At 52.8% G+C, this 17359-nt stretch carries 13 protein-coding genes; 2 read left to right on the top strand and 11 right to left on the bottom strand.

The window, feature by feature from the left end; translation table 11 throughout:
- Entirely contained in the window at positions 1–384 is a 384-nt protein-coding gene (locus A9165_RS07125) for an MAPEG family protein (RefSeq protein ID WP_083216239.1), read from the top strand.
- On the top strand, positions 371–709 hold the full coding sequence (locus A9165_RS07120) for a nuclear transport factor 2 family protein (RefSeq protein ID WP_065955396.1): 339 nt from the start codon (positions 371–373) through the stop codon (positions 707–709). Before A9165_RS07125 ends, A9165_RS07120 begins: the two co-directional genes overlap by 14 nt.
- Positions 710–1115: 406 nt before the next feature.
- On the opposite strand, the gene A9165_RS07115 is transcribed toward A9165_RS07120, so the two are convergent.
- The 11 genes from A9165_RS07115 to A9165_RS07065 all read right to left on the bottom strand — a co-directional run bounded on the left by A9165_RS07115 (position 1116) and on the right by A9165_RS07065 (position 17313).
- Positions 1116–1397: a type II toxin-antitoxin system RelE/ParE family toxin gene (locus A9165_RS07115; RefSeq protein WP_039924833.1), complete on the bottom strand. Its 282-nt coding sequence runs from the start codon at positions 1395–1397 to the stop codon at positions 1116–1118.
- The gene (locus A9165_RS07110) at positions 1394–1666 is read right to left on the bottom strand and encodes a CopG family ribbon-helix-helix protein (RefSeq protein WP_039924835.1); all 273 of its coding nucleotides are present in this window, start codon (positions 1664–1666) and stop codon (positions 1394–1396) included. The genes A9165_RS07115 and A9165_RS07110 overlap by 4 nt, the downstream gene beginning before the upstream one ends.
- Positions 1667–2153: 487 nt before the next feature.
- Positions 2154–3752 carry a type I restriction-modification system subunit M gene (locus A9165_RS07105; protein WP_008606536.1) on the bottom strand — a complete coding sequence of 533 codons (1599 nt, stop codon included), beginning with the start codon at positions 3750–3752 and terminating at the stop codon, positions 2154–2156.
- Positions 3749–4750 carry a virulence RhuM family protein gene (locus A9165_RS07100; protein WP_008606537.1) on the bottom strand — a complete coding sequence of 334 codons (1002 nt, stop codon included), beginning with the start codon at positions 4748–4750 and terminating at the stop codon, positions 3749–3751. The genes A9165_RS07105 and A9165_RS07100 overlap by 4 nt, the downstream gene beginning before the upstream one ends.
- Positions 4747–5955, bottom strand: coding sequence for an AAA family ATPase (locus A9165_RS07095; protein WP_065955395.1), 1209 nt, complete (start codon positions 5953–5955; stop codon positions 4747–4749). Before A9165_RS07095 ends, A9165_RS07100 begins: the two co-directional genes overlap by 4 nt.
- Positions 5952–7253 carry a restriction endonuclease subunit S gene (locus tag A9165_RS07090; protein ID WP_065955394.1) on the bottom strand — a complete coding sequence of 434 codons (1302 nt, stop codon included), beginning with the start codon at positions 7251–7253 and terminating at the stop codon, positions 5952–5954. The genes A9165_RS07095 and A9165_RS07090 overlap by 4 nt, the downstream gene beginning before the upstream one ends.
- Positions 7246–10383, bottom strand: a complete 3138-nt coding sequence (locus A9165_RS07085; protein WP_008606542.1) for a type I restriction endonuclease subunit R — start codon at positions 10381–10383, stop codon at positions 7246–7248. Before A9165_RS07085 ends, A9165_RS07090 begins: the two co-directional genes overlap by 8 nt.
- Before the next feature lie 465 nt (positions 10384–10848).
- Positions 10849–11781, bottom strand: a complete 933-nt coding sequence (locus A9165_RS07080) for a DUF2220 family protein (protein WP_008606543.1) — start codon at positions 11779–11781, stop codon at positions 10849–10851.
- Positions 11781–13028 carry a hypothetical protein gene (locus A9165_RS07075; RefSeq protein ID WP_065955393.1) on the bottom strand — a complete coding sequence of 416 codons (1248 nt, stop codon included), beginning with the start codon at positions 13026–13028 and terminating at the stop codon, positions 11781–11783. Before A9165_RS07075 ends, A9165_RS07080 begins: the two co-directional genes overlap by 1 nt.
- A complete protein-coding gene (locus A9165_RS07070) occupies positions 13028–13648 on the bottom strand; it encodes a hypothetical protein (RefSeq protein ID WP_008606548.1) in 621 nt (206 codons plus the stop codon). The genes A9165_RS07075 and A9165_RS07070 overlap by 1 nt, the downstream gene beginning before the upstream one ends.
- Entirely contained in the window at positions 13648–17313 is a 3666-nt protein-coding gene (locus A9165_RS07065) for an ATP-binding protein (RefSeq protein WP_008606549.1), read from the bottom strand. Before A9165_RS07065 ends, A9165_RS07070 begins: the two co-directional genes overlap by 1 nt.
- Positions 17314–17359 lie beyond the last annotated feature (46 nt).

Below are 17359 nucleotides of genomic sequence, written 5' to 3'. Positions count from 1 at the left end.
ATGATTACAGCAGTCTATGCCGCCTTACTGGCGGTGCTGTTTGTGGTATTAAGTGTGGCGGTGATCCGGCAGCGCCGTCGCTTACAGGTGGCATTAGGCTCGGGAGGCCATAGTGCACTGCAACGGGCGATGCGGGTTCAGGCCAATTTTGCCGAGTACACACCTTTTGTGCTGTTGCTGTTATTTCTGACCGAATATAGCGGTTTGGCCGGGCTTTGGTTGCACCTGCTGGGCGCATTATTACTGCTCGGTCGTTTAAGCCATGCTTATGGGGTGAGTCAGGAACCTGAGCCGCTTAAATTCCGGGTTATCGGCATGGTGCTGACCTTTAGCGTGTTGTTGCTTAGTGCGCTGGCGATACTGGTGCTCTATGTCAGTCGTTGAACCGGTGGCGCGGCAACTCGCCGCTTACAATCAGCATAATCTGGCCGAGTTTATTGCCTGTTATGCGCTGGATGTGCGGATTTACCGCATGCCGGCCAGTGCACCCAGTTTGCAGGGGCGCGAGGCACTGGCACACTTCTATGCTACCGAGCGTTTTACCCTGCCAAAGTTGCAGGCGGCAGTACTAAGCCGGCAGGTTGTTGGCAATAAAGTCATCGACCATGAACGGGTGACCGGGCTACGGGACGAACCTTATGAGGTAGCAGTGGTCTATGAGGTCCAGGCAGGCCTGATTAGCCAGGTCTGGTTTTTTGCTGCCGACTAATAGCAGTTTCTCGCTAGTCGCCGATACCGTGGCCTTACCCTATACCCTTTATTCCCAAAGCAAACATGGCAGTATTGTTGTGAAGTAACTGCATTTGCCAGTGTTAGTGGCAGAACATCACCCAGGTTAACCATAACCGAGCTCCGACTCCGGTATGCTTGCCGTACCGGAGTCGCAACCTGCGATAGTGGGATTGGCACTTTTAGTTGATGTGACGACTGATTTGTAGCGGAGAAAGACAACTTTGAGCCCTAAACCCACCCCCGCAAATTACACCTGACTCCGACTCCGGTATGCTTGTCGTACCGGAGTCGCAATCTGCGATAGTGGGATTGGCACTTTTGGTTGCTGTGACGCTAGATTGTGGCGGAGATAGGTCGCTTTGAGTGAACAACTTGTTAACTGACTATCGCTCATTTTCAAGCTCATGCCATACTCGAAGGACAATGACTGCACTGGCGTGAACAGAATAGCGAACAACATATTTTCCAAAAACCATATCACGGATGATATCTGGGACTGGAGCCATCTGAACCGGCGTCCCCATCCTTGGGAATGCTGGCAACAACTCCATTTTTGCGATCAATTCTGCCGCTATTTTGCTAGCTGCAGTTGGATTATGAACTGCAATAAACTCCCGCAAACGCTTTAAATCTTCGATTGCATCATTGGTATAGACTAGCTTCACTTACCAGACCCCGGCGCATCCTGTTCTTTTTCTGTACCCCAACTGCTTAACCAGTTGTGTACTTCACTGGCGTCAACCACTTTTCCTTGAGCAGCTGACTCCATCGCAGCCAAAGTTTGTTTCCAACGTTCTTGCTGTAAATTCTGCTTATCAATGTATTCCGATAAGGCTTGGTTGATCACCCATCCTTTGCTCCGATGAAGCCTGCTCGCAATAGCGTCCAACTGATGCTCAACCTCTGCCTGTAAGCGAACTGTGGTAACACTCATGCTGATACCTCTCTCAACCAAAACACTGTAATACATTGTAGTCAAGAAGGGCTCGTATAGCAATTTAACGTTTAGTGAAGGAGCGGGCTTTAGCCCGTCCCAGTGAGCGAAGCGAACGATTTGAACCTGTTTTGTACGCTCAGCATGGGCATGAACTTATGATGTGAAAGTCCTCTGTAGGAAGACAAAAGACAACTTTGAGCACTTAACCCACCCCCGCAAATTACACCTGACTCCGACTCCGGTATGCTTGCCGTACCGGAGTCGCGATCTGCGATAGTGGGATAAGCACTCACACATTTTACTGGCTATCCAGGCCGCCGAATTTCGTCAGGGCATTGATTGACTGTTACATCGCGTCTGATCAGCCATCCTCTGTGTAACAATTTGTGCTTAATGCTCTAGTCAAGTTATCCTGTTGAAAAGTCTCAATTAGCACATAAAAATTTTTGCGCTCGAGTACCAACAACTAACAGTGCTTCAATATTCACGGTAATGGTGATAAACCAAGTTCTTTAAGAAATGCATTATGTTTATCCCGTGCATCCTCAATGGTTTTCTCCAGCGTGACTAACTCTGCATTAACTGCTTTAAGGTCTATTTCCTGTTCTGCTACCGCCGTGCTGATGTAGCGGGAAATGTTGAGATTGAAATCATTCTTTTCGATTTCAACCATTTCTACCCGGCGTGAGTAGCGCTCCTCTTCATTGCGGAATTGATAGGTCTCAATAATCTTAGCGATGTGCTCTTCGCTTAGTTGATTCTGTCGCTTGCCCTTTTCAAAATGCTCAGCGGCGTTTATGAATAGCACGTCATCGGGCTTTTTACATTTCTTAAGCACCAAAATGCACACCGGGATACCCGTGGAGTAGAACAGGTTGGCAGGCAAGCCGATAACGGTGTCGATATGGCCGTCTTTCAGCAGCTTGGAACGAATGCGCTCTTCGGCCCCGCCACGGAACAGCACGCCATGCGGCAAAATAATCGCCATCACACCTTCATCTTTGAGGAAGTGAAAGCCATGCAGTAAAAAGGCAAAATCAGCGGCAGATTTGGGTGCCAGCCCGTAGTTCTTAAAGCGCACGTCATCGCCCATGGCTTCCGTGGGTTCCCAGCGGTAGCTGAAAGGCGGGTTGGCGACAATGGCGTCGAAACTGGGTTTTTTGGCGGGGTTCAGTTCCCGCAGAATATCCCAATCATTGGCCAGCGTATCGCCGTGATAGATCTCAAACTCGGTATCTTTCACGCCGTGCAGCAGCATGTTCATGCGCGCCAGGTTGTAGGTGGTGATGTTCTTTTCCTGGCCGTAAATCTTACCAATGCCATGTGGCCCCATGCGTTTGCGCACATTCAACAGCAGCGAGCCAGAGCCAGAGGCGAAGTCGAACACACTGGCTAGCCGTTCTTTTTTGCCCGTGGCGGGTTCCTGGCTATCCAGGGTAACAATGGCCGATAAAATGTCCGAAATCTGCTGCGGGGTGTAAAACTCGCCCGCCTTCTTGCCAGAGCCGGCGGCGAACTGGCCGATCAGGTATTCGTAAGCATCACCCAGCGCGTCGATGTCGGTGGAGAACTCATTCAGCCCTTTGGCAATCTCCGAAATGATGCGGCACAGTGTGGCGTTGCGATCTTCGTATTTTCGACCGAGTTTATCCGAGCCAAGATTGATCTCCGAGAACAAACCGCTGAAGGTGCTTTCGAAGGATTCGTTTTCAATGTATTTAAAACCCGCCTGCAAGGTGCTGAGCAGCTCGCCATTTTGGGTGCGTGCCAAGTTGGCGACGCTATTCCAAAGGTGCTGCGGCTGGATCACATAATGCACTTTGCGGCGCATTTGTTTCTCAAACTCGGTGATGTCATCCGGGTTGTTGGCATACCACAATGCCAGCGGCACACGGCGGTCGTCGGCGTCGGGTGTGGGGTAGTCTTTGCCGAGTTCCTTTTTAGCTGCCGTCTCGTAATTGTCCGACAGGTAGCGCAGGAACAAAAAGGACAGCATGTAATCGCGGAAATCGTCCGCATTCATCGCGCCGCGCAGGGTATCGGCGATGGCCCAGAGGGTTTTACCTAGTTTGGTGTCGTTCATTTTTTAGGGCGTCTCTTAATCTTGTTTTCAAGGGCGTTCAGTTCGGCTTCGTCTTGCGCGTCGGCTGCCAACGCTTCTTGCTGTTTGCGGTGTTGGTCGTAGTTCAGATAGAGGGCGCTCGTTTTATTTTCCATCTGCTCGTGGCTGATGGCGCCCGCATGAGTGAGTAATGGGAAGCCGTTGGAGGTGATGATCTGGCCCACACTTTCCTTCCAAAAGCTCATCCGGGTTTCCTGGCGGCTCTTGGCGCGTAGTTCAGCGGTTTCAAGGAAGATCACCACCAGCCGGTTTAGGGTGTCGATCTCATCCTCGGTCAGGTAGTTCTTGGCCACGAGGATGTCGGTTTTGCGCACCTTGTCGCCCTTCCAGGCGAGCAGACCAAAATGCGGATCAGCAGGGTTTGCCCGTGCAGAAATCAGTTCGGCTGCCGTCTTTTGCGTTACGGCATAGACCAAAAGGTTTTGCACCGTGGCAAAGAACACCTGCGTGGCCTTGTCGCTCTTGTCGTAGTCGCTGGAGAGGGCAAAGAGGTCGCGCACCTTCTGGTAAAAGCGTTTTTCAGACGCCCGTATGTCGCGGATGCGTGCCAGCATCTCATCGAAATAGTCTGGGCGGCCATCCGGGTTCTTCAGCCGCTCGTCGTCCATCACAAATCCCTTGGTCAGAAACTCCTTAAGCACCGTGCTGGCCCAGCGCCGGAACTGCACGCCACGCGGTGAGCGTACGCGGTAGCCCACGGCCAGAATAGCATCGAGGTTGTAGAGCAATGTCTGGTAGCGCTTGCCGTCGGCGGCAGTTGTCAAGGATTCCTTGACAACTGAATCTGCGTCCAACTCCCCATCTTCGAAGATGTTCTTGAGGTGCAGGGAGATGTTCTGCTTGGTGGCGTCGAAGAGTTCCGCCATCTCAAGCTGAGTCAGCCACACGGTTTCGTCCTTGGCCCGCAGTTTGATTTGGCTTCGCCCGTCTTCGGTGGTGTAGAGGATCAGGTCGTTCATGGGGTGGCTACCGGGGCTGATGTTGTGCCTTGAGCGGACGCTGCGGCTTGGGGTGCCACCTCCGCAATCTCCGGCAATGTAAAGTTAAACGTGCTGATAAAGTCCGCCATGATGCGTCGAAATAGCTCTTTGTTGTCTTCGCCCATAATGGTCGGCTCCTGAATCGCGTATTTTCCGTGGCTGAGCAGATTGAGAACGCGATTATAGAGCGCCTGGTCTTCCTCGTTATTAAGCGCCTTAAGGCAGAATGAAATATCTTCATGCCCAAAGAAGGATGCTGTCTTCTCCATAATGCTTCTCAGCGCATTGAAGTGGAAAGTGTAGAGCGTGCCAGTTACAGGGTTGGCGGCACGTTGCAGTTCTGCCAAAGTAGCGACGTGGTGAAAGAACGGCGTATCGTCGGTGGCCCGTAAGGTATAAACACCGTCCCCATTGGCGCGGTGAAGAAAATAGCGCTTGTGTGTAACCTTGGGTTCGCCTTCTTTTGCTCTGCTGATCTCATTGCACATCACGTTAAAAAAGAGTGCGTGATGAGAGGAGAATACGACCTTGATAGGATTCGGCTCACCCCGGCTGTTCGTCCGGCTCGCAGCTCGCCGAAGAAGTTTGGCCAGATCGCAAGCGACCGAGACAGCGTTGTTGTCATCCAGAGATGAGATGGGGTCGTCAATGTAGAGGTATTTTACCCATTGATACGATTCGTGGCCGTCGAGCATTCGTTCGCAAATGGCCATAAAGAGGCACCAGATAAATATATTCTGTTCGCCACGGGAAATTTTTATATTTTCTTCATCATCTTTGCGGAACGTGATTTTCCAATCGGCATAGACAATATCGAACTCGAAGTCGGCATAACGGCTAAGGTAAACAGCGATAGTTTCGTCGAGGGCAAGGTCTTTAAGCGCGGCAAAGAACTTTGATTCGCCATTGAGTTGGAGATAACGAACACTGTCGCTTGCCAGATCGTTTTCCCAAGTGAATAAGTCCTCAGTAAACGCATTAAAATAAAGTGTATCTGCTTTACCTTCCGGGTTTTTCTTAGTTTTTCGCTTTCCCGAATCTTTGAACTCCATAGAAAGTCGTGTTTTGCCCGTACGGTTATAGGCGTAGAGCAGAATAAGATCGACACCGCCGTGATCATCACGCAGCTTCCTTGCCAGTGTTGTCAGGTTCGCATACTTGTTGATCTTTGGTTTATTGCTCATGCCTCAGCCTCCCCCAGCGATGGGAAAAGCTGCTGCATCAGGCCTTTTTTGTGTGCTTTAAGAGCTTCGAGCTTTTTAGTCTCAGTGGTAATGAGGTCGTCGAGGTTGGTGAGACAGTCGGCGATGCGTTGTTGTTCGTGGACTTCGGGGAAGAAGAGCTCAAACCCTTTGAGATGTTCTAGCTCTATCTTTCCAGCACCGATACCTGTTTCGTTGATCGGGATGCGCGATTGGAAGGCTGAGAGCTGATAGAGAAGGAAACTGGTGTTGATTGAGGTATCCACATCGAGCGCTTTCACATCTTGATTGAATGCAACATCAATTCCCGCTATGCAAATCGGCACACGTTTGAACAACATGCTTCCACGAACAAGAATCAAAATTGATCCCTTCTTGGCAATCCTCGTTCCTTTGCCGATCGCAAGAGGCGTCACATAATGATCCGCTTTCTTGATGATAAGGTCATACATCGACGAGGCGCTTACCCAAGGGATGCTTCCATTCCAATATGCAGGATTGTCTTTTGAAGGTGTTCCACCTGATGAAAACGAGGCAAAACTGCCCATCGTTTTTATCTCCCACTCCCCAGTGTTTTGAAATTCGGGGAAGCGGAAGCGAGGTTGGGTTTCGTCTTCGCGGGGGAAAAGCTGCTGCATCAGCCCTTTTTTATGGGTTTTGAGCGCGTCCAGTTTTTGGGCTTGAGTGGCAATCAGCTCGTCCACGGAGCTCAGGCACTCAGCGATTTTTTGTTGTTCGGCGGGGCTTGGCGTGGGAATTTCTACGCCAAAAAAAGTGTCTTTGCTGATGTTCAGCAAACCATTGCTCCGCGCCCCGCTCGTGATGTGCCGCTTTAGCTGTCTGCCATGCTGGTTCTGCTCGAAGCACTGCTGAAAGAAGCCGTTCGAGTAACCATCTTTCATTCGGAAACAGATGAAAACATTTGGCGCGGCGACTTGCCCCCATCTCTCAAGAAGATATATGCAGCCTTGCGGGAACTTTAGTGAATTGCCTTTGTTAAAAACAAAGTCGCCATCCCGAACCAAGGTGTAGAGCTGATACTGGTTGCCTGAAATGTCGCGTCCGAACCTCTCTGCCTGCGGCACGAATCCAATACCCGCCGAGATACTTACCGGCGTGAGTTTCCTCTCGCCCACGCGCTCAGTTACTGGCACAGATGCTTCTCCCAAGGCCACGGGAGTCCACCCAACCGCTCCCCGAAACTCAGGAAAGCGCAGCTTAGGCACCAAAGCATTTTTGCCCTCTTCCTTCGTGGTGGTGTTTTTCGTTGTATTACTCATACGCACTAAGTCCTGAGATGTCGCGGCCTTGGGCGCGTCTGGTGAGTAGCGGGTGCAGATCTGCCATTAACGCAAGTTCGGCCTGGGTACGAGCCTTCCAGCCGAGCTCCAGCGGGGCCATCAGGTCACTTAATTGATCGCCGTCGAAAATCATCCGCTGCAGAATACCGTCGACAAAGCTTTGCAGGGCGGCAGTGTCGAGACCGTGCTTGGCAGCGATAGCGGCGAGCTCAGCGGTGTCTTTTGCTGCCTTAAATTGGGTGTAGCCGTCGCGGATGGCTTGTTCGCTTAAGCCTTCGCCTGCTTTGAGGGTGGCGATGTAAGCGGCGATGTCGTCGCGCTCGTTCATAAACTTGGCATCCGACTGAATGAGGCTAATGAGCTGTTCGCGGCTCATCGTCGATTTGCCGGGGCCTTTGGCCGAGAACTTAGTGATAAGGCCCATAATGTAGTCGTAATCAATCAGTGAGGATGCAAACAGCACAAACTCGAAATCAAGCTGATCCACAGTGCTTGGTGTGGGTTTATCGCTGCCCTTGCCCTGTTGGGCCTGTTGTTTCAGCCGCTGGGCAGTTTCCAGATAGGCGCCACGAAAGCCGAGCAGGTTTTCTTTCGGGATAATTTGCTCGATGGCGGCGGCGTTATCCTCAGTTAAGTCGGTGTATTGGTCAAGCTGGGTTTTAAGCCGCTGCACTTCCTTGAAGTGGTTAATGAAAGCGGCGCGGGCTTCGTCACCCTTGAGGTTGTGCACAGCTTCGGGTGTTGTATCCAAACCTTGGGATTTCATGAAAGCGTCGAGCTTTTGCACGGCAACATCCAGCTTTTCGATAACCACCGGGGCTTTGTCCACCAGCCAGATTTCGCGGGCCTGCTCACCGGAGCCTTCCCCGGAAAACAGCGCAATGGCCGCATCCACGTTATCCTGCTGCTGGCGGAAATCGAGGATATTGCCGAATGGTTTTGTGCCATTAGGCTTCTTATCCTCGGCCTGAATACTGTTGAGTACACGATTGGTACGCGAGAAGGCCTGAATTAAGCCGTGATGCTTGAGGTTCTTGTCCACATACAGCGTGTTCAGGTATTTGGAATCAAACCCGGTGAGCAGCATGTCGACCACAATGGTGATGTCGATTTTTTGCGCATGCGGATGGTCGGCATTGGGCCATTGCTGGTCTTTAATACGCTTTTGTACATCCTGATAGTAAAGATCAAACTCGCTGATGCTGTGGTTGGTACCGTAGCGGCTGTTGTAGTCGGCCAGGATGGCTTTAAGCGCCGCTTTTTTCTGCTCAGGTTCAACGGCGTTGTCTTCTTTCTCCTGCGGCAAGTCTTCCTGGATTTGTTTGACATCAGCATCGCCCTCAGCGGGCGGCGAGAACACGCAGGCGATGTTCAGCGGCTGAAAATCGGGGTCGGCTGCCTGCTTTTCTGCTTGCACGGTCTTGAACAGCGCGTGGTATTCAATAGCGTCGTTGATGGACGCTGTGGCGAGCAAAGCATTAAAACGGCGCTGGCCAGTCGCAGCATCGTGCTTGGCCAGAATGGCCTCAATAACGGCGCGTTTGGCGATGGCCTCGCCGGGCTTAGGCAGCGTTTTGCCTTCCTCGACCTTGGGCTTGAAGTAATCGACATGGAAGCGTAACACGTTGCCGTCTTCAATGGCGTGAGTAATGGTGTAGGCGTGCAGCCGCTTCTGGAACAGGTCTTCGGTGGTTTTGAACTGGCCAGATTCGCCTTCGAATTGTTTGGCGCTGGCGTTGACCTCAAAGATCGGCGTGCCGGTAAAGCCAAACAGCTGGGCCTTGGGGAAGAACTCTTTAATCGCCTTGTGGTTGTCGCCAAACTGCGAGCGATGGCATTCGTCGAAGATAAAGACAATGCGTTTGTCGCGTAGCGGTGCGAGCTGCTCTTTATAGGTGGCCTGGCCGCTTTTGGCGCGTTGCTGGTTGCGCTTGCTATTTTCATCCAGCGCCAGACCCAGTTTTTGAATGGTGGTAACGATCACCTTATCGGCATAGTCATCTGACAACAGGCGACGCACCAGCGCGGCGGTGTTGGTGTTTTCCTCGACGCAGCCTTGCTGGAATTTGTTGAATTCCTCGCGGGTTTGCCGATCAAGGTCTTTACGGTCGACCACAAACAGGCATTTTTCAATGTCGGGGTTGTCTTTCAGCAGCGTAGAGGCCTTGAAAGAGGTCAGCGTTTTGCCGCTGCCGGTGGTGTGCCAAATGTAACCATTGCCGCAGTTCTGGTGGATGCTGTCGACGATCTGCTTCACCGCATACACCTGATACGGGCGCATCATCATCAGCTTTTGCTCGCTGGCGATCAGCACCATGTAGCGGCTGATGGTCTGGCCGAGGGTGCATTTGACCAGGAAGGTTTCAGCGAAGCTGTCGAGGTGCGTGATCTTTTTGTTTGCCTTATCGGCAAACTGATAAATGGGCAAAAAGCGCTCGTCGGCATTGAAGGCGAAGTGCCGGGCGTTGTTGTTGGCGAAATACCAGGTATCGGTGCGGTTGCTGACAATAAAGAGCTGAAGGAAGCACAGCAGCGTTTTGCTGTAGCCATTACCTGGATCGTTTTTATACTCGACGATCTGCTCCATGGCCCGGCGCGGGCTGACGCTGAGGGTTTTCAACTCTATCTGCACGCAGGGCACACCATTGATAAGCAGGATGACATCGTAACGATGGTGGCTGTAATCGGTGTTGATGCGCAGCTGGTTGATCACCTCAAAGGTGTTTTTGCACCAGTCTTTAATGTTCACCAGGGTGTAGTTCAGAGGTGTGCCGTCGTCACGAGTGAAGCTGTTGCGTTCGCGTAAGGTGCGTGCGGCGGTGAACACGTCGGGGGTGACGATTTCTTCGAGCAGACGTGAAAATTCACCATCGGTAAGCCGAACGCGGTTAAGGGCCTCGAATTTTTCACGAAAGTTCTGCTCTAACGCGGCGCGGTCGCGGATATCTTTACGGTATTCGTACTTGAGGCTTTGCAGTTTGCCGATGAAGCCGTATTCGATGCTGTCTTCCCGCACGCCGGAATTCGGCTTAGCAGAACGCTTGCTGTAGGTGCCTTCAAGCTCTGGTGATGAGTCTGTGGCGCTTTGCTCGATTTTTTTTTCGGTCATTTAGATATCCATTAATAACCAGTCCTTGCAGCACACGAGCATAATCCAAAAAATCACTTAGTAATATTCTCAGCTTGCTCAGCGAGCTGAGTATTAAATTTAATCACGGCCACATTAACAAGCCAGCTTAAATAATGTTTTTAACTCTTGTCGGCAAAGGTTTTGTTTTCATGAAGGTAATTTAACGCATCTAGAAACAAAGGGGTAGATGTGATTGGACGGTAATGTACTGGCTTGACTAATAAATATCAGTTGCCAGCTAATTTTGGCCACATCTTTGCTCAAACATTGAGTGCATACCATTCGTCAGATGTCTAACCCACTATCGCAGGTTGCGACTCCGGTACGCAAGCATACCGGAGTCGGGGTTTGGTGCTATTTGGGAGAGCGGTTTTGCGTTTGGTACAAAGCTTCTTTTCTTCGCTAAAGCTTTGTTTGCACATGAGGGCAAAGGTTTCTCACCCACTATCGCAGGTTGCGACTCCGGTACGCAAGCATACCGGAGTCGGAGTAAGGTGTAATTTGCGGGGGTGGGTTTAGCAGCGGCACCGGCGTAAGTGGCATCGCCTGCATCTGTTGCTGGCGCAGGCCTTTTAATTGTTGGCAGATGAGTTGCTGATAGGGGGTAAAAGCCGGGTGCATAGCCATGGCGGCTAAACCGGGTTGGAATTTTAACTGCTTGTTATCCAGCATCGCTGGGCTGGCAGCATGTTGAAATTGGCTTAGCTCGGGTAAGAGCATACTGCTACAACCTAAACTGATGGCGATGCTTAACCCCGCTAAATCGGCATCGCCAAAATAGATACAGGGTTTACCGGTTTGCGGCCAGGCATCACAGAGGACAGCACAGCCGCTGCTGTATTGCGTATCTCCTCGATAGATGATCAGTGGCAGCTGGTACGGTAGCGCCAGCGTAAAACGCTCCAATTGATAGAAGCAATCCAGGTTTTCGACCACTAATAAGGCGTCATAGGCGCTGAGCGGCAGTTGCTGCCAGTCGAGATCGCTAAACTGCAGTGCTGGCAAGCCTTGAGCAAAAAGCGGGGTGTTAAGCCTGACTAATACTCTATGTTGGCGCGGGCTGGCGCCAGCGCTTTTTAGCTCTTGCTGGCTGTATAAGCTTTGCTCCAGTCGATCCTGACTGCTTAACGGCTGGCGGAAACAGGCTTGCCCTAACGCTTGCTGGGCCTCTGCAATTTGCTCTAACAGCGCCCGGTTAAATGGCACTGTCGGTAAGCGCGCACTGTGTGCCGGTAATAATTGCTGTTCAATACACCAGGCAATTACCTGGGCAGCGATCTTACTGTCGGCTTTAATGGCTGCACTGCCGTCGCGTTGCAGGCGCTGCTCCAGCTTTAACAGCCAGTTTAGCGCCTGTAACCCCAGAGCCTTATGCATCAGGCTGCCTGCAAACCAATACTGATATCGCGGATCAGGTACAGGCTGTTAACGGCGCTGGCCGGGCTTTCTTCGCGTTGCAGCTGGAACATCTGCTTTTCTGCCACTGGTAACGCCTGATACTCGGCCAGGATCTGATAGAGCCAGATCTCGCAGTCCCAGGGCAGTTGTTGCTCTGTCAGATACTCCAGCGCACTTAAACTGCCGCCGCGGTCGATCACCCGCAAATAGAAGTTTTCGACATCGGTTTTTAGTGCCAACTGGCGGGCTGCGATTTCTTCATCCTGCAGCAGCTCACTAAAGCTGGCGCTTGGCGTATCAGACAGCGTTACCGCAACCTGCCGTGGCAGGGCGCGTACCAGTTCGGCCAGAATTTGCCGTTCACTGGCTTTATCCAACGCGATAGCGGCCTGTGGCCGGATGGCACTAGCCTGGTTAAACAGATCCGGTAGCTCGCTGCGGTTGGGATAATCGGCCGGCTGATACTTTGGATGCTGGCGTAAAAACGCCACCATATTGCTAATCAGCAAGGATCGCGATTGTTGCTGGCGGAACTTGGCCAGCAGCTCGACCAGGCGTTTTTGCACTTCCAGCAAGCTACTATGATGCGAGCTCAGCTGGCTTTGCAGCTGGCTAACCAGCAACTTGCGCAGATGGTTATTGCCTTCCGATAGCTCAATCAGCTCGGTAAAGTCGAGCAGATCCAGGCCATCGAGCAAGCGGCGCAGTTGTTTTTGCGCGCGCTCGTTTTCGCGAATTTTATCGTCCAGGCTACTAACAAAGCCAAAGTCGCTGTTCAGCCGGTGCCACAGGCTGTCGATCGCCTCTTCAAACTGGCCGCTTAAGTCATGTACATGCTCAGTTAACCGCTGCAGCTGTAACTCGGCCACCGCATAGTCGCCTTTGTACTGCGCATCGCGGTATGCCTGCACCCGGTTGCGGATTTGCTCCAGTTTTTCGGCCACGTCGGCGTTAATTTGCCGGCGGTTTTCATCAGCGACCATACTGGCGATCAGCTCGCTGACTAAAGGCCGCAGTGCCAGCGGTTGTTGTTCGTCTGGCCGCCACAAAATACGGGCGGCAATCAGCTTTTTCAGCGCCCCTTCGCTAAAGGCCGTTTCATCGACATAGCCATCCAGATAACCCTGCATCAGTTGCTTATGATACTTGCCGAGTAAAGCCAGCCGCTCAGCACCGGTATTAAACAGGTTGGAAGCGATGCACGGGGTCGGATCCAGCGGCGCCATCAGAGTAATGCCTCCTGCTGCGGGGTGTCTTCTACCGGCAGATGTTCTTCATCGCGGATAAAGCGAATCACATCAATCAGATAATCAATTTTACCGGTAACGATATAGTACTGGCGGTCGGCATGCGGCTGCAGCAGATAGCCATGTTCTTTTAAGCGACGGAAAATCAGCTTTACCTGACTATCCAGTTGCTCGCTCTGGCTATTAAAAAAGCGGTCGCTGGCCAGTGTATTCAGGCGTTGGCGCAGGCTCTGGTTATCTTCGGTACGTAGCACAAACTCCTGCAGCTTGATGGTATCGCCGGCGGTCAGGGCGCTATCCCGGCCCAGGGTTTCCTGTACCAGTTGCAACCATTCCAGCAGCGGCAGCAGTGACTGCACCGTTTGCGCAAATTGCTGACTCAGCTGCTCGCGTGCCTCTTTGCTCAGCTCGTAGTAGCCAAGAAAATACACGCTCTGGTCATCATTACTAACCAGCCGGCGGTTAAGCGGCCGCAGGTAATGATTGATGTCCTGCTGGGTTTGCTCGTTACTCAGATGTCGGTAGGCATCTTCATCGGTAATGCGGCAGATGAAATCGCCTGCCAGCAGGCGTTCCAGTAAGGGTCCGTGTTGCAGCATCAGTTGGCCTCCTGCTGTTTACTGGCTAAGCGCTCGGCTAAGCGGCTGATTTTGGGTTGAATACGTTTCAGGCGGCGCAGGCTGCTATTCTGCTGGTCCGGCTCAATTAAATAGCGGTGCTGGAATAACATTAACACATCGGATTCCGGGTTCGGGAAGGCGCCGACTATCACGATCTGATTGCTGCTACAGGCCTTAAACAGTTTCTCGACGTTGTGATAGGCCAGGGTACCGATTTCATCGATCGGCCAGTGGATGGTGACCTTAGCTGCACCGCGCAATAAGCGGGTAAAGGCCAGCAGGTACTTACACAGAATCAGATAAGCCATACCATGGCTGGAGGACTCCAGTAGCTGACGGTCGTTTTTAATTACCAGCTCGGAGCCGCCTTCGCTTAAATGCAGCTCAAGGCGTAACAGCGATTCTATACTGTACTGCTCATCGGCGCGCAGCAGCTCTACCACATCGGCCAGCGCATTCAGATACTGCTCCGACGGTAAGGCTTTACCGGAGGCGCCCCAGTCATCATAGAGCTTGGCAAAATGCTTCAGCGGCTGCCAGAAACCCAGCTCGTCGATGGTCGATAAAATCCGTACTTCCGATTTGCTGATCCCTTCCAGTACCAGATCGTCGGCCACGGCTTCGCTTAAGCGGCGGCTTTGCAGTGCAATGCGGCGGTTAATATCACTAAAGACGGTAAAGAATTTTTTCAGATCGCCGCCGATATTCTCGCCCATTTCCAGCAACTGTTGCTGGGCATCTTTCAGAATTTGCAGCAGGTTTTGCAGAATCGGCAGCTGGTCGCGCTCTTTCGCGTATTCCGGTAGTTTGCGTTTTTCATGCTCCAGCCGGTCGAGGAATTCCGGGCCGGCGTCTTTACTAAGCATGCCCTCAAACTGCGCCAGTGCTTGTTTCAGCAGGCTTTCCAGTTTGTTACGCTGCTCCAGTGCTTCATTAGCCCGGGCCAAACGTTCAATGATATCCGCACTCGGGTTCGCCGCGGCCGGGCTAATGCTGGCCAGCTGCAGTTCCTGCAGCTTGTAGAGCACGGGCTTTAACTGCGCCAGTAAGTGCTCGGCTTGCTGCATCTGCTCCTGTACGCTGCGCTTTTGTTCTTCCAGCTGTTTGCTGTTGGCGCTGTATTCGGTTTTTAACTGCTCCAGTGCCTGCTTGCTGCTACGCAGCTGCTGCTTTAAGCCGGTTTCCTGCTCCAGTAGCTGCGGCCGCAGTTTCTGCCAGTCCAGCGCCATAAAGCTTTGCCAGGCGGTTAGTTCATCCTGGCGGCTCTCAACGGCTTTGATCTCGCTGCGTAGCTGATCCTGTTTCTGTTTTAGCTCGGTCAGGCGGCGCGGATCGATACCTTTCGCCGACAGTTCTTCGTTAAAGGCTTGTTGCAGCTCTTTAATTTGCTGCTGGTTATCATCGCGTTTGCGCTCAAGCTGCCGTTCCAGCTCGTCGATCTGCTCGTCAAACACCTGTAGCTCAGCCTGCCAGTCGGCTTTTAGCTCCATGCGCTGGCTGTGGTGATCATCTTTCAGCGCCTGCAGGTCCTGCTGCTGTTGCTGCTTAGTTTTGTCCAGCTGTTGCTGCTGGGCAGACAGCTCGGCTTTAACTTTGGCCTGGCGCTGGGTCACCAGCTCACGCTGCTGTGCTTGCAGGCGGTTACGGGCATCGCGGGCGTACTCGATATTCTGCTCGTACTGGGTAAACTGCCACTCAGCCTGCTCGACCTGAGCCCGCAATAGCTCGGCCTGTTCAAAGCGCTCTTTTAACAGCTTTTCGGCCTGCTGTTTCTGGCTTTGCAGTTGTTGCACCTGCTGTTCGGCGGCTTGAATACGGTGGCGGATCGCGGCTTCATCCTGGGCATAATCCGGGGTATCAATGGCAGTCAGCTCCAGCGTCAGGCCATAGAGGTTGTCGCTAAGCTCACTCAGATGCGGCTGTAAGTCCTGCCGGTCCAGCAGGCGCTCGTCCAGCACCTTACCGAGTTTTTGCTCCCAGCCGTTATAGTGCAGGCGCAGGAAATGCCGCAGACTGCCTTGTTCCGGACTGAGCTGGCGGTGTAGTTGCTGTAGCTGTTGCTCGGCACTGTGCAGTGCTTTGCGGCCTTGCTCCAGTTGCTGATCGGCCTGTTCGCGTGCTTCGCGGGCCTTTTGATACTGCTGCTGTAATTGCTGCAGTTGCCGGGCCTGCTGCTGTGCCTGTTGCTGCGCTTGCTCCAGCCGCAGCTCGGCAACGCGCTGCGCTTCCAGCTCCTCTTCGGTTAAAGCCGGGCTGTTAAGCTGGCTTTGTAATACGGCGATCTGGCTGCTTAGCTGGGTTAGCTGGTCGGCATATTGCTGCTGGGCCTCTTGCAGGCGGCCCTGGAAGCCTTGCTCCAGTGTCGCCAGCTTGTGTTCCTGCTGCTCACGGGTCTGATCTTTTTGTTGTTGTAAGGTGCGCGCCTTGGCGCGGTGTTGCTCACTTAAGCGGTTAAAGGCTTCGGCCAGTTTGGCTTTGCGTTGCTCCAGCTGGCGTTCTAAATCGCCATGCTGCTCCACCATCAATTGATACTGCTCGGCCAGCTCCTGCAGGGTTTCACGCCACAGAGGCAAGGCATCGGTATCCCGCTGCAGTTTTGGCATATCCTTGCTGTCGTAGTCGTCATAGCGCTGCTGCAATTGGTCCAGACGGGCGCTGGTTTCATGTAAACCGGCTTCGGCCTGGGCCAGCTTGCTGCTCAGCTCCAGCTGTTGGGCGCTATACACATCCTTGGCGGTTTGCAGCTGCCCCCGCAGCAGATGCACCTGTGCTTCAGCATCGGCTTTACGTTGTTTTTGCTGCTGCTCATCGTCTTGTAGCAGCGGTAGCAGCGCCGCTAACAAGGCTTCACAGCCGTCGAGTTGTTGCGCCAGTTGCTTCAGCCGCTCAAAATCCTGTTGCAGCCGGTCCAGTCGCATCGACTGCCGCATCTGCTGGATCCATTCCCGCGCCTTGGTGTTTTTAACCTTAGTGGTGGGCAGAGTGACGCCGTCTTCTTCAAAGATCGCTGCCAGCATCGCTTTGAGCGTATCCATTTTGCCTTCTTTGGCATGCACGGCGCTGACCAGCTTTTCGATATGCCGCAGTTTATGGCCACTGGCAACCAGGCTGTAACTGCTGGCCAGGCGGCGCAGTTTAAGACTATCGGCATTGTTGCCGCGCAGCGCGGCGGCATCGTTCTGAATAATGCTGCGATACTCGCTGGTGGCACTGATTTTTGGCGACACCTGTACATCCGGGCGGGCGCGCATTGCCGCTGCCCAGTCACTGTAGCTCATACCTTTGGCGCCTTCGCTGCTGTGCTGCAGATAAAAGTCGCTCTGGTAGGGCGCGCCGACAAAGCGGTAATCAACACCACCGTCGCTTTTCCGGGTTAGCACCACCTGGCAAATTTCGCCGCCTTCGCGCCGGTATTCATAGATCAGATAGCTGTTGGTATAAGGCAGGTAAAATTCATCGAATTTTTTGCGGGTTTTTGGCACCACCCGGTTCGGCTGTTCACCGTAAAATACCGGTACCAGCCGCTGCAAGGTCGTTTTACCCGAGGCGTTGGTACCGCATATATTAGTATGCTGATCCAGTTGTAATTCCACCACACCCGGCAGGTGGGTATGGATCAGCACAATACGAAGTAATTGAGACATAGCGCATCCTATCGGCGGCGCAGAATCGCAGCGCCGCTATCTTCTG

This window comes from Alishewanella sp. HH-ZS (genome assembly GCF_001704375.1).
Taxonomy (GTDB): domain Bacteria; phylum Pseudomonadota; class Gammaproteobacteria; order Enterobacterales; family Alteromonadaceae; genus Alishewanella; species Alishewanella aestuarii.
The sequence above is the reverse complement of the archived record's forward strand: the minus strand, read 5'-3'. Positions and strand labels throughout refer to the sequence as shown.

Coding starts and splice junctions, on each gene's coding strand:
- A9165_RS07110 (WP_039924835.1), bottom strand. CDS start 1,666: ATGAGTGTTACCACAGTTCGCTTACAGGCAGAGGTTGAGCATCAGTTG.
- A9165_RS07075 (WP_065955393.1), bottom strand. CDS start 13,028: ATGGCGCCGCTGGATCCGACCCCGTGCATCGCTTCCAACCTGTTTAAT.
- A9165_RS07095 (WP_065955395.1), bottom strand. CDS start 5,955: ATGAGCAATAAACCAAAGATCAACAAGTATGCGAACCTGACAACACTG.
- A9165_RS07080 (WP_008606543.1), bottom strand. CDS start 11,781: ATGCATAAGGCTCTGGGGTTACAGGCGCTAAACTGGCTGTTAAAGCTG.
- A9165_RS07120 (WP_065955396.1), top strand. CDS start 371: ATGTCAGTCGTTGAACCGGTGGCGCGGCAACTCGCCGCTTACAATCAG.
- A9165_RS07125 (WP_083216239.1), top strand. CDS start 1: ATGATTACAGCAGTCTATGCCGCCTTACTGGCGGTGCTGTTTGTGGTA.
- A9165_RS07100 (WP_008606537.1), bottom strand. CDS start 4,750: ATGAACGACCTGATCCTCTACACCACCGAAGACGGGCGAAGCCAAATC.
- A9165_RS07105 (WP_008606536.1), bottom strand. CDS start 3,752: ATGAACGACACCAAACTAGGTAAAACCCTCTGGGCCATCGCCGATACC.
- A9165_RS07085 (WP_008606542.1), bottom strand. CDS start 10,383: ATGACCGAAAAAAAAATCGAGCAAAGCGCCACAGACTCATCACCAGAG.
- A9165_RS07070 (WP_008606548.1), bottom strand. CDS start 13,648: ATGCTGCAACACGGACCCTTACTGGAACGCCTGCTGGCAGGCGATTTC.
- A9165_RS07090 (WP_065955394.1), bottom strand. CDS start 7,253: ATGAGTAATACAACGAAAAACACCACCACGAAGGAAGAGGGCAAAAAT.
- A9165_RS07065 (WP_008606549.1), bottom strand. CDS start 17,313: ATGTCTCAATTACTTCGTATTGTGCTGATCCATACCCACCTGCCGGGT.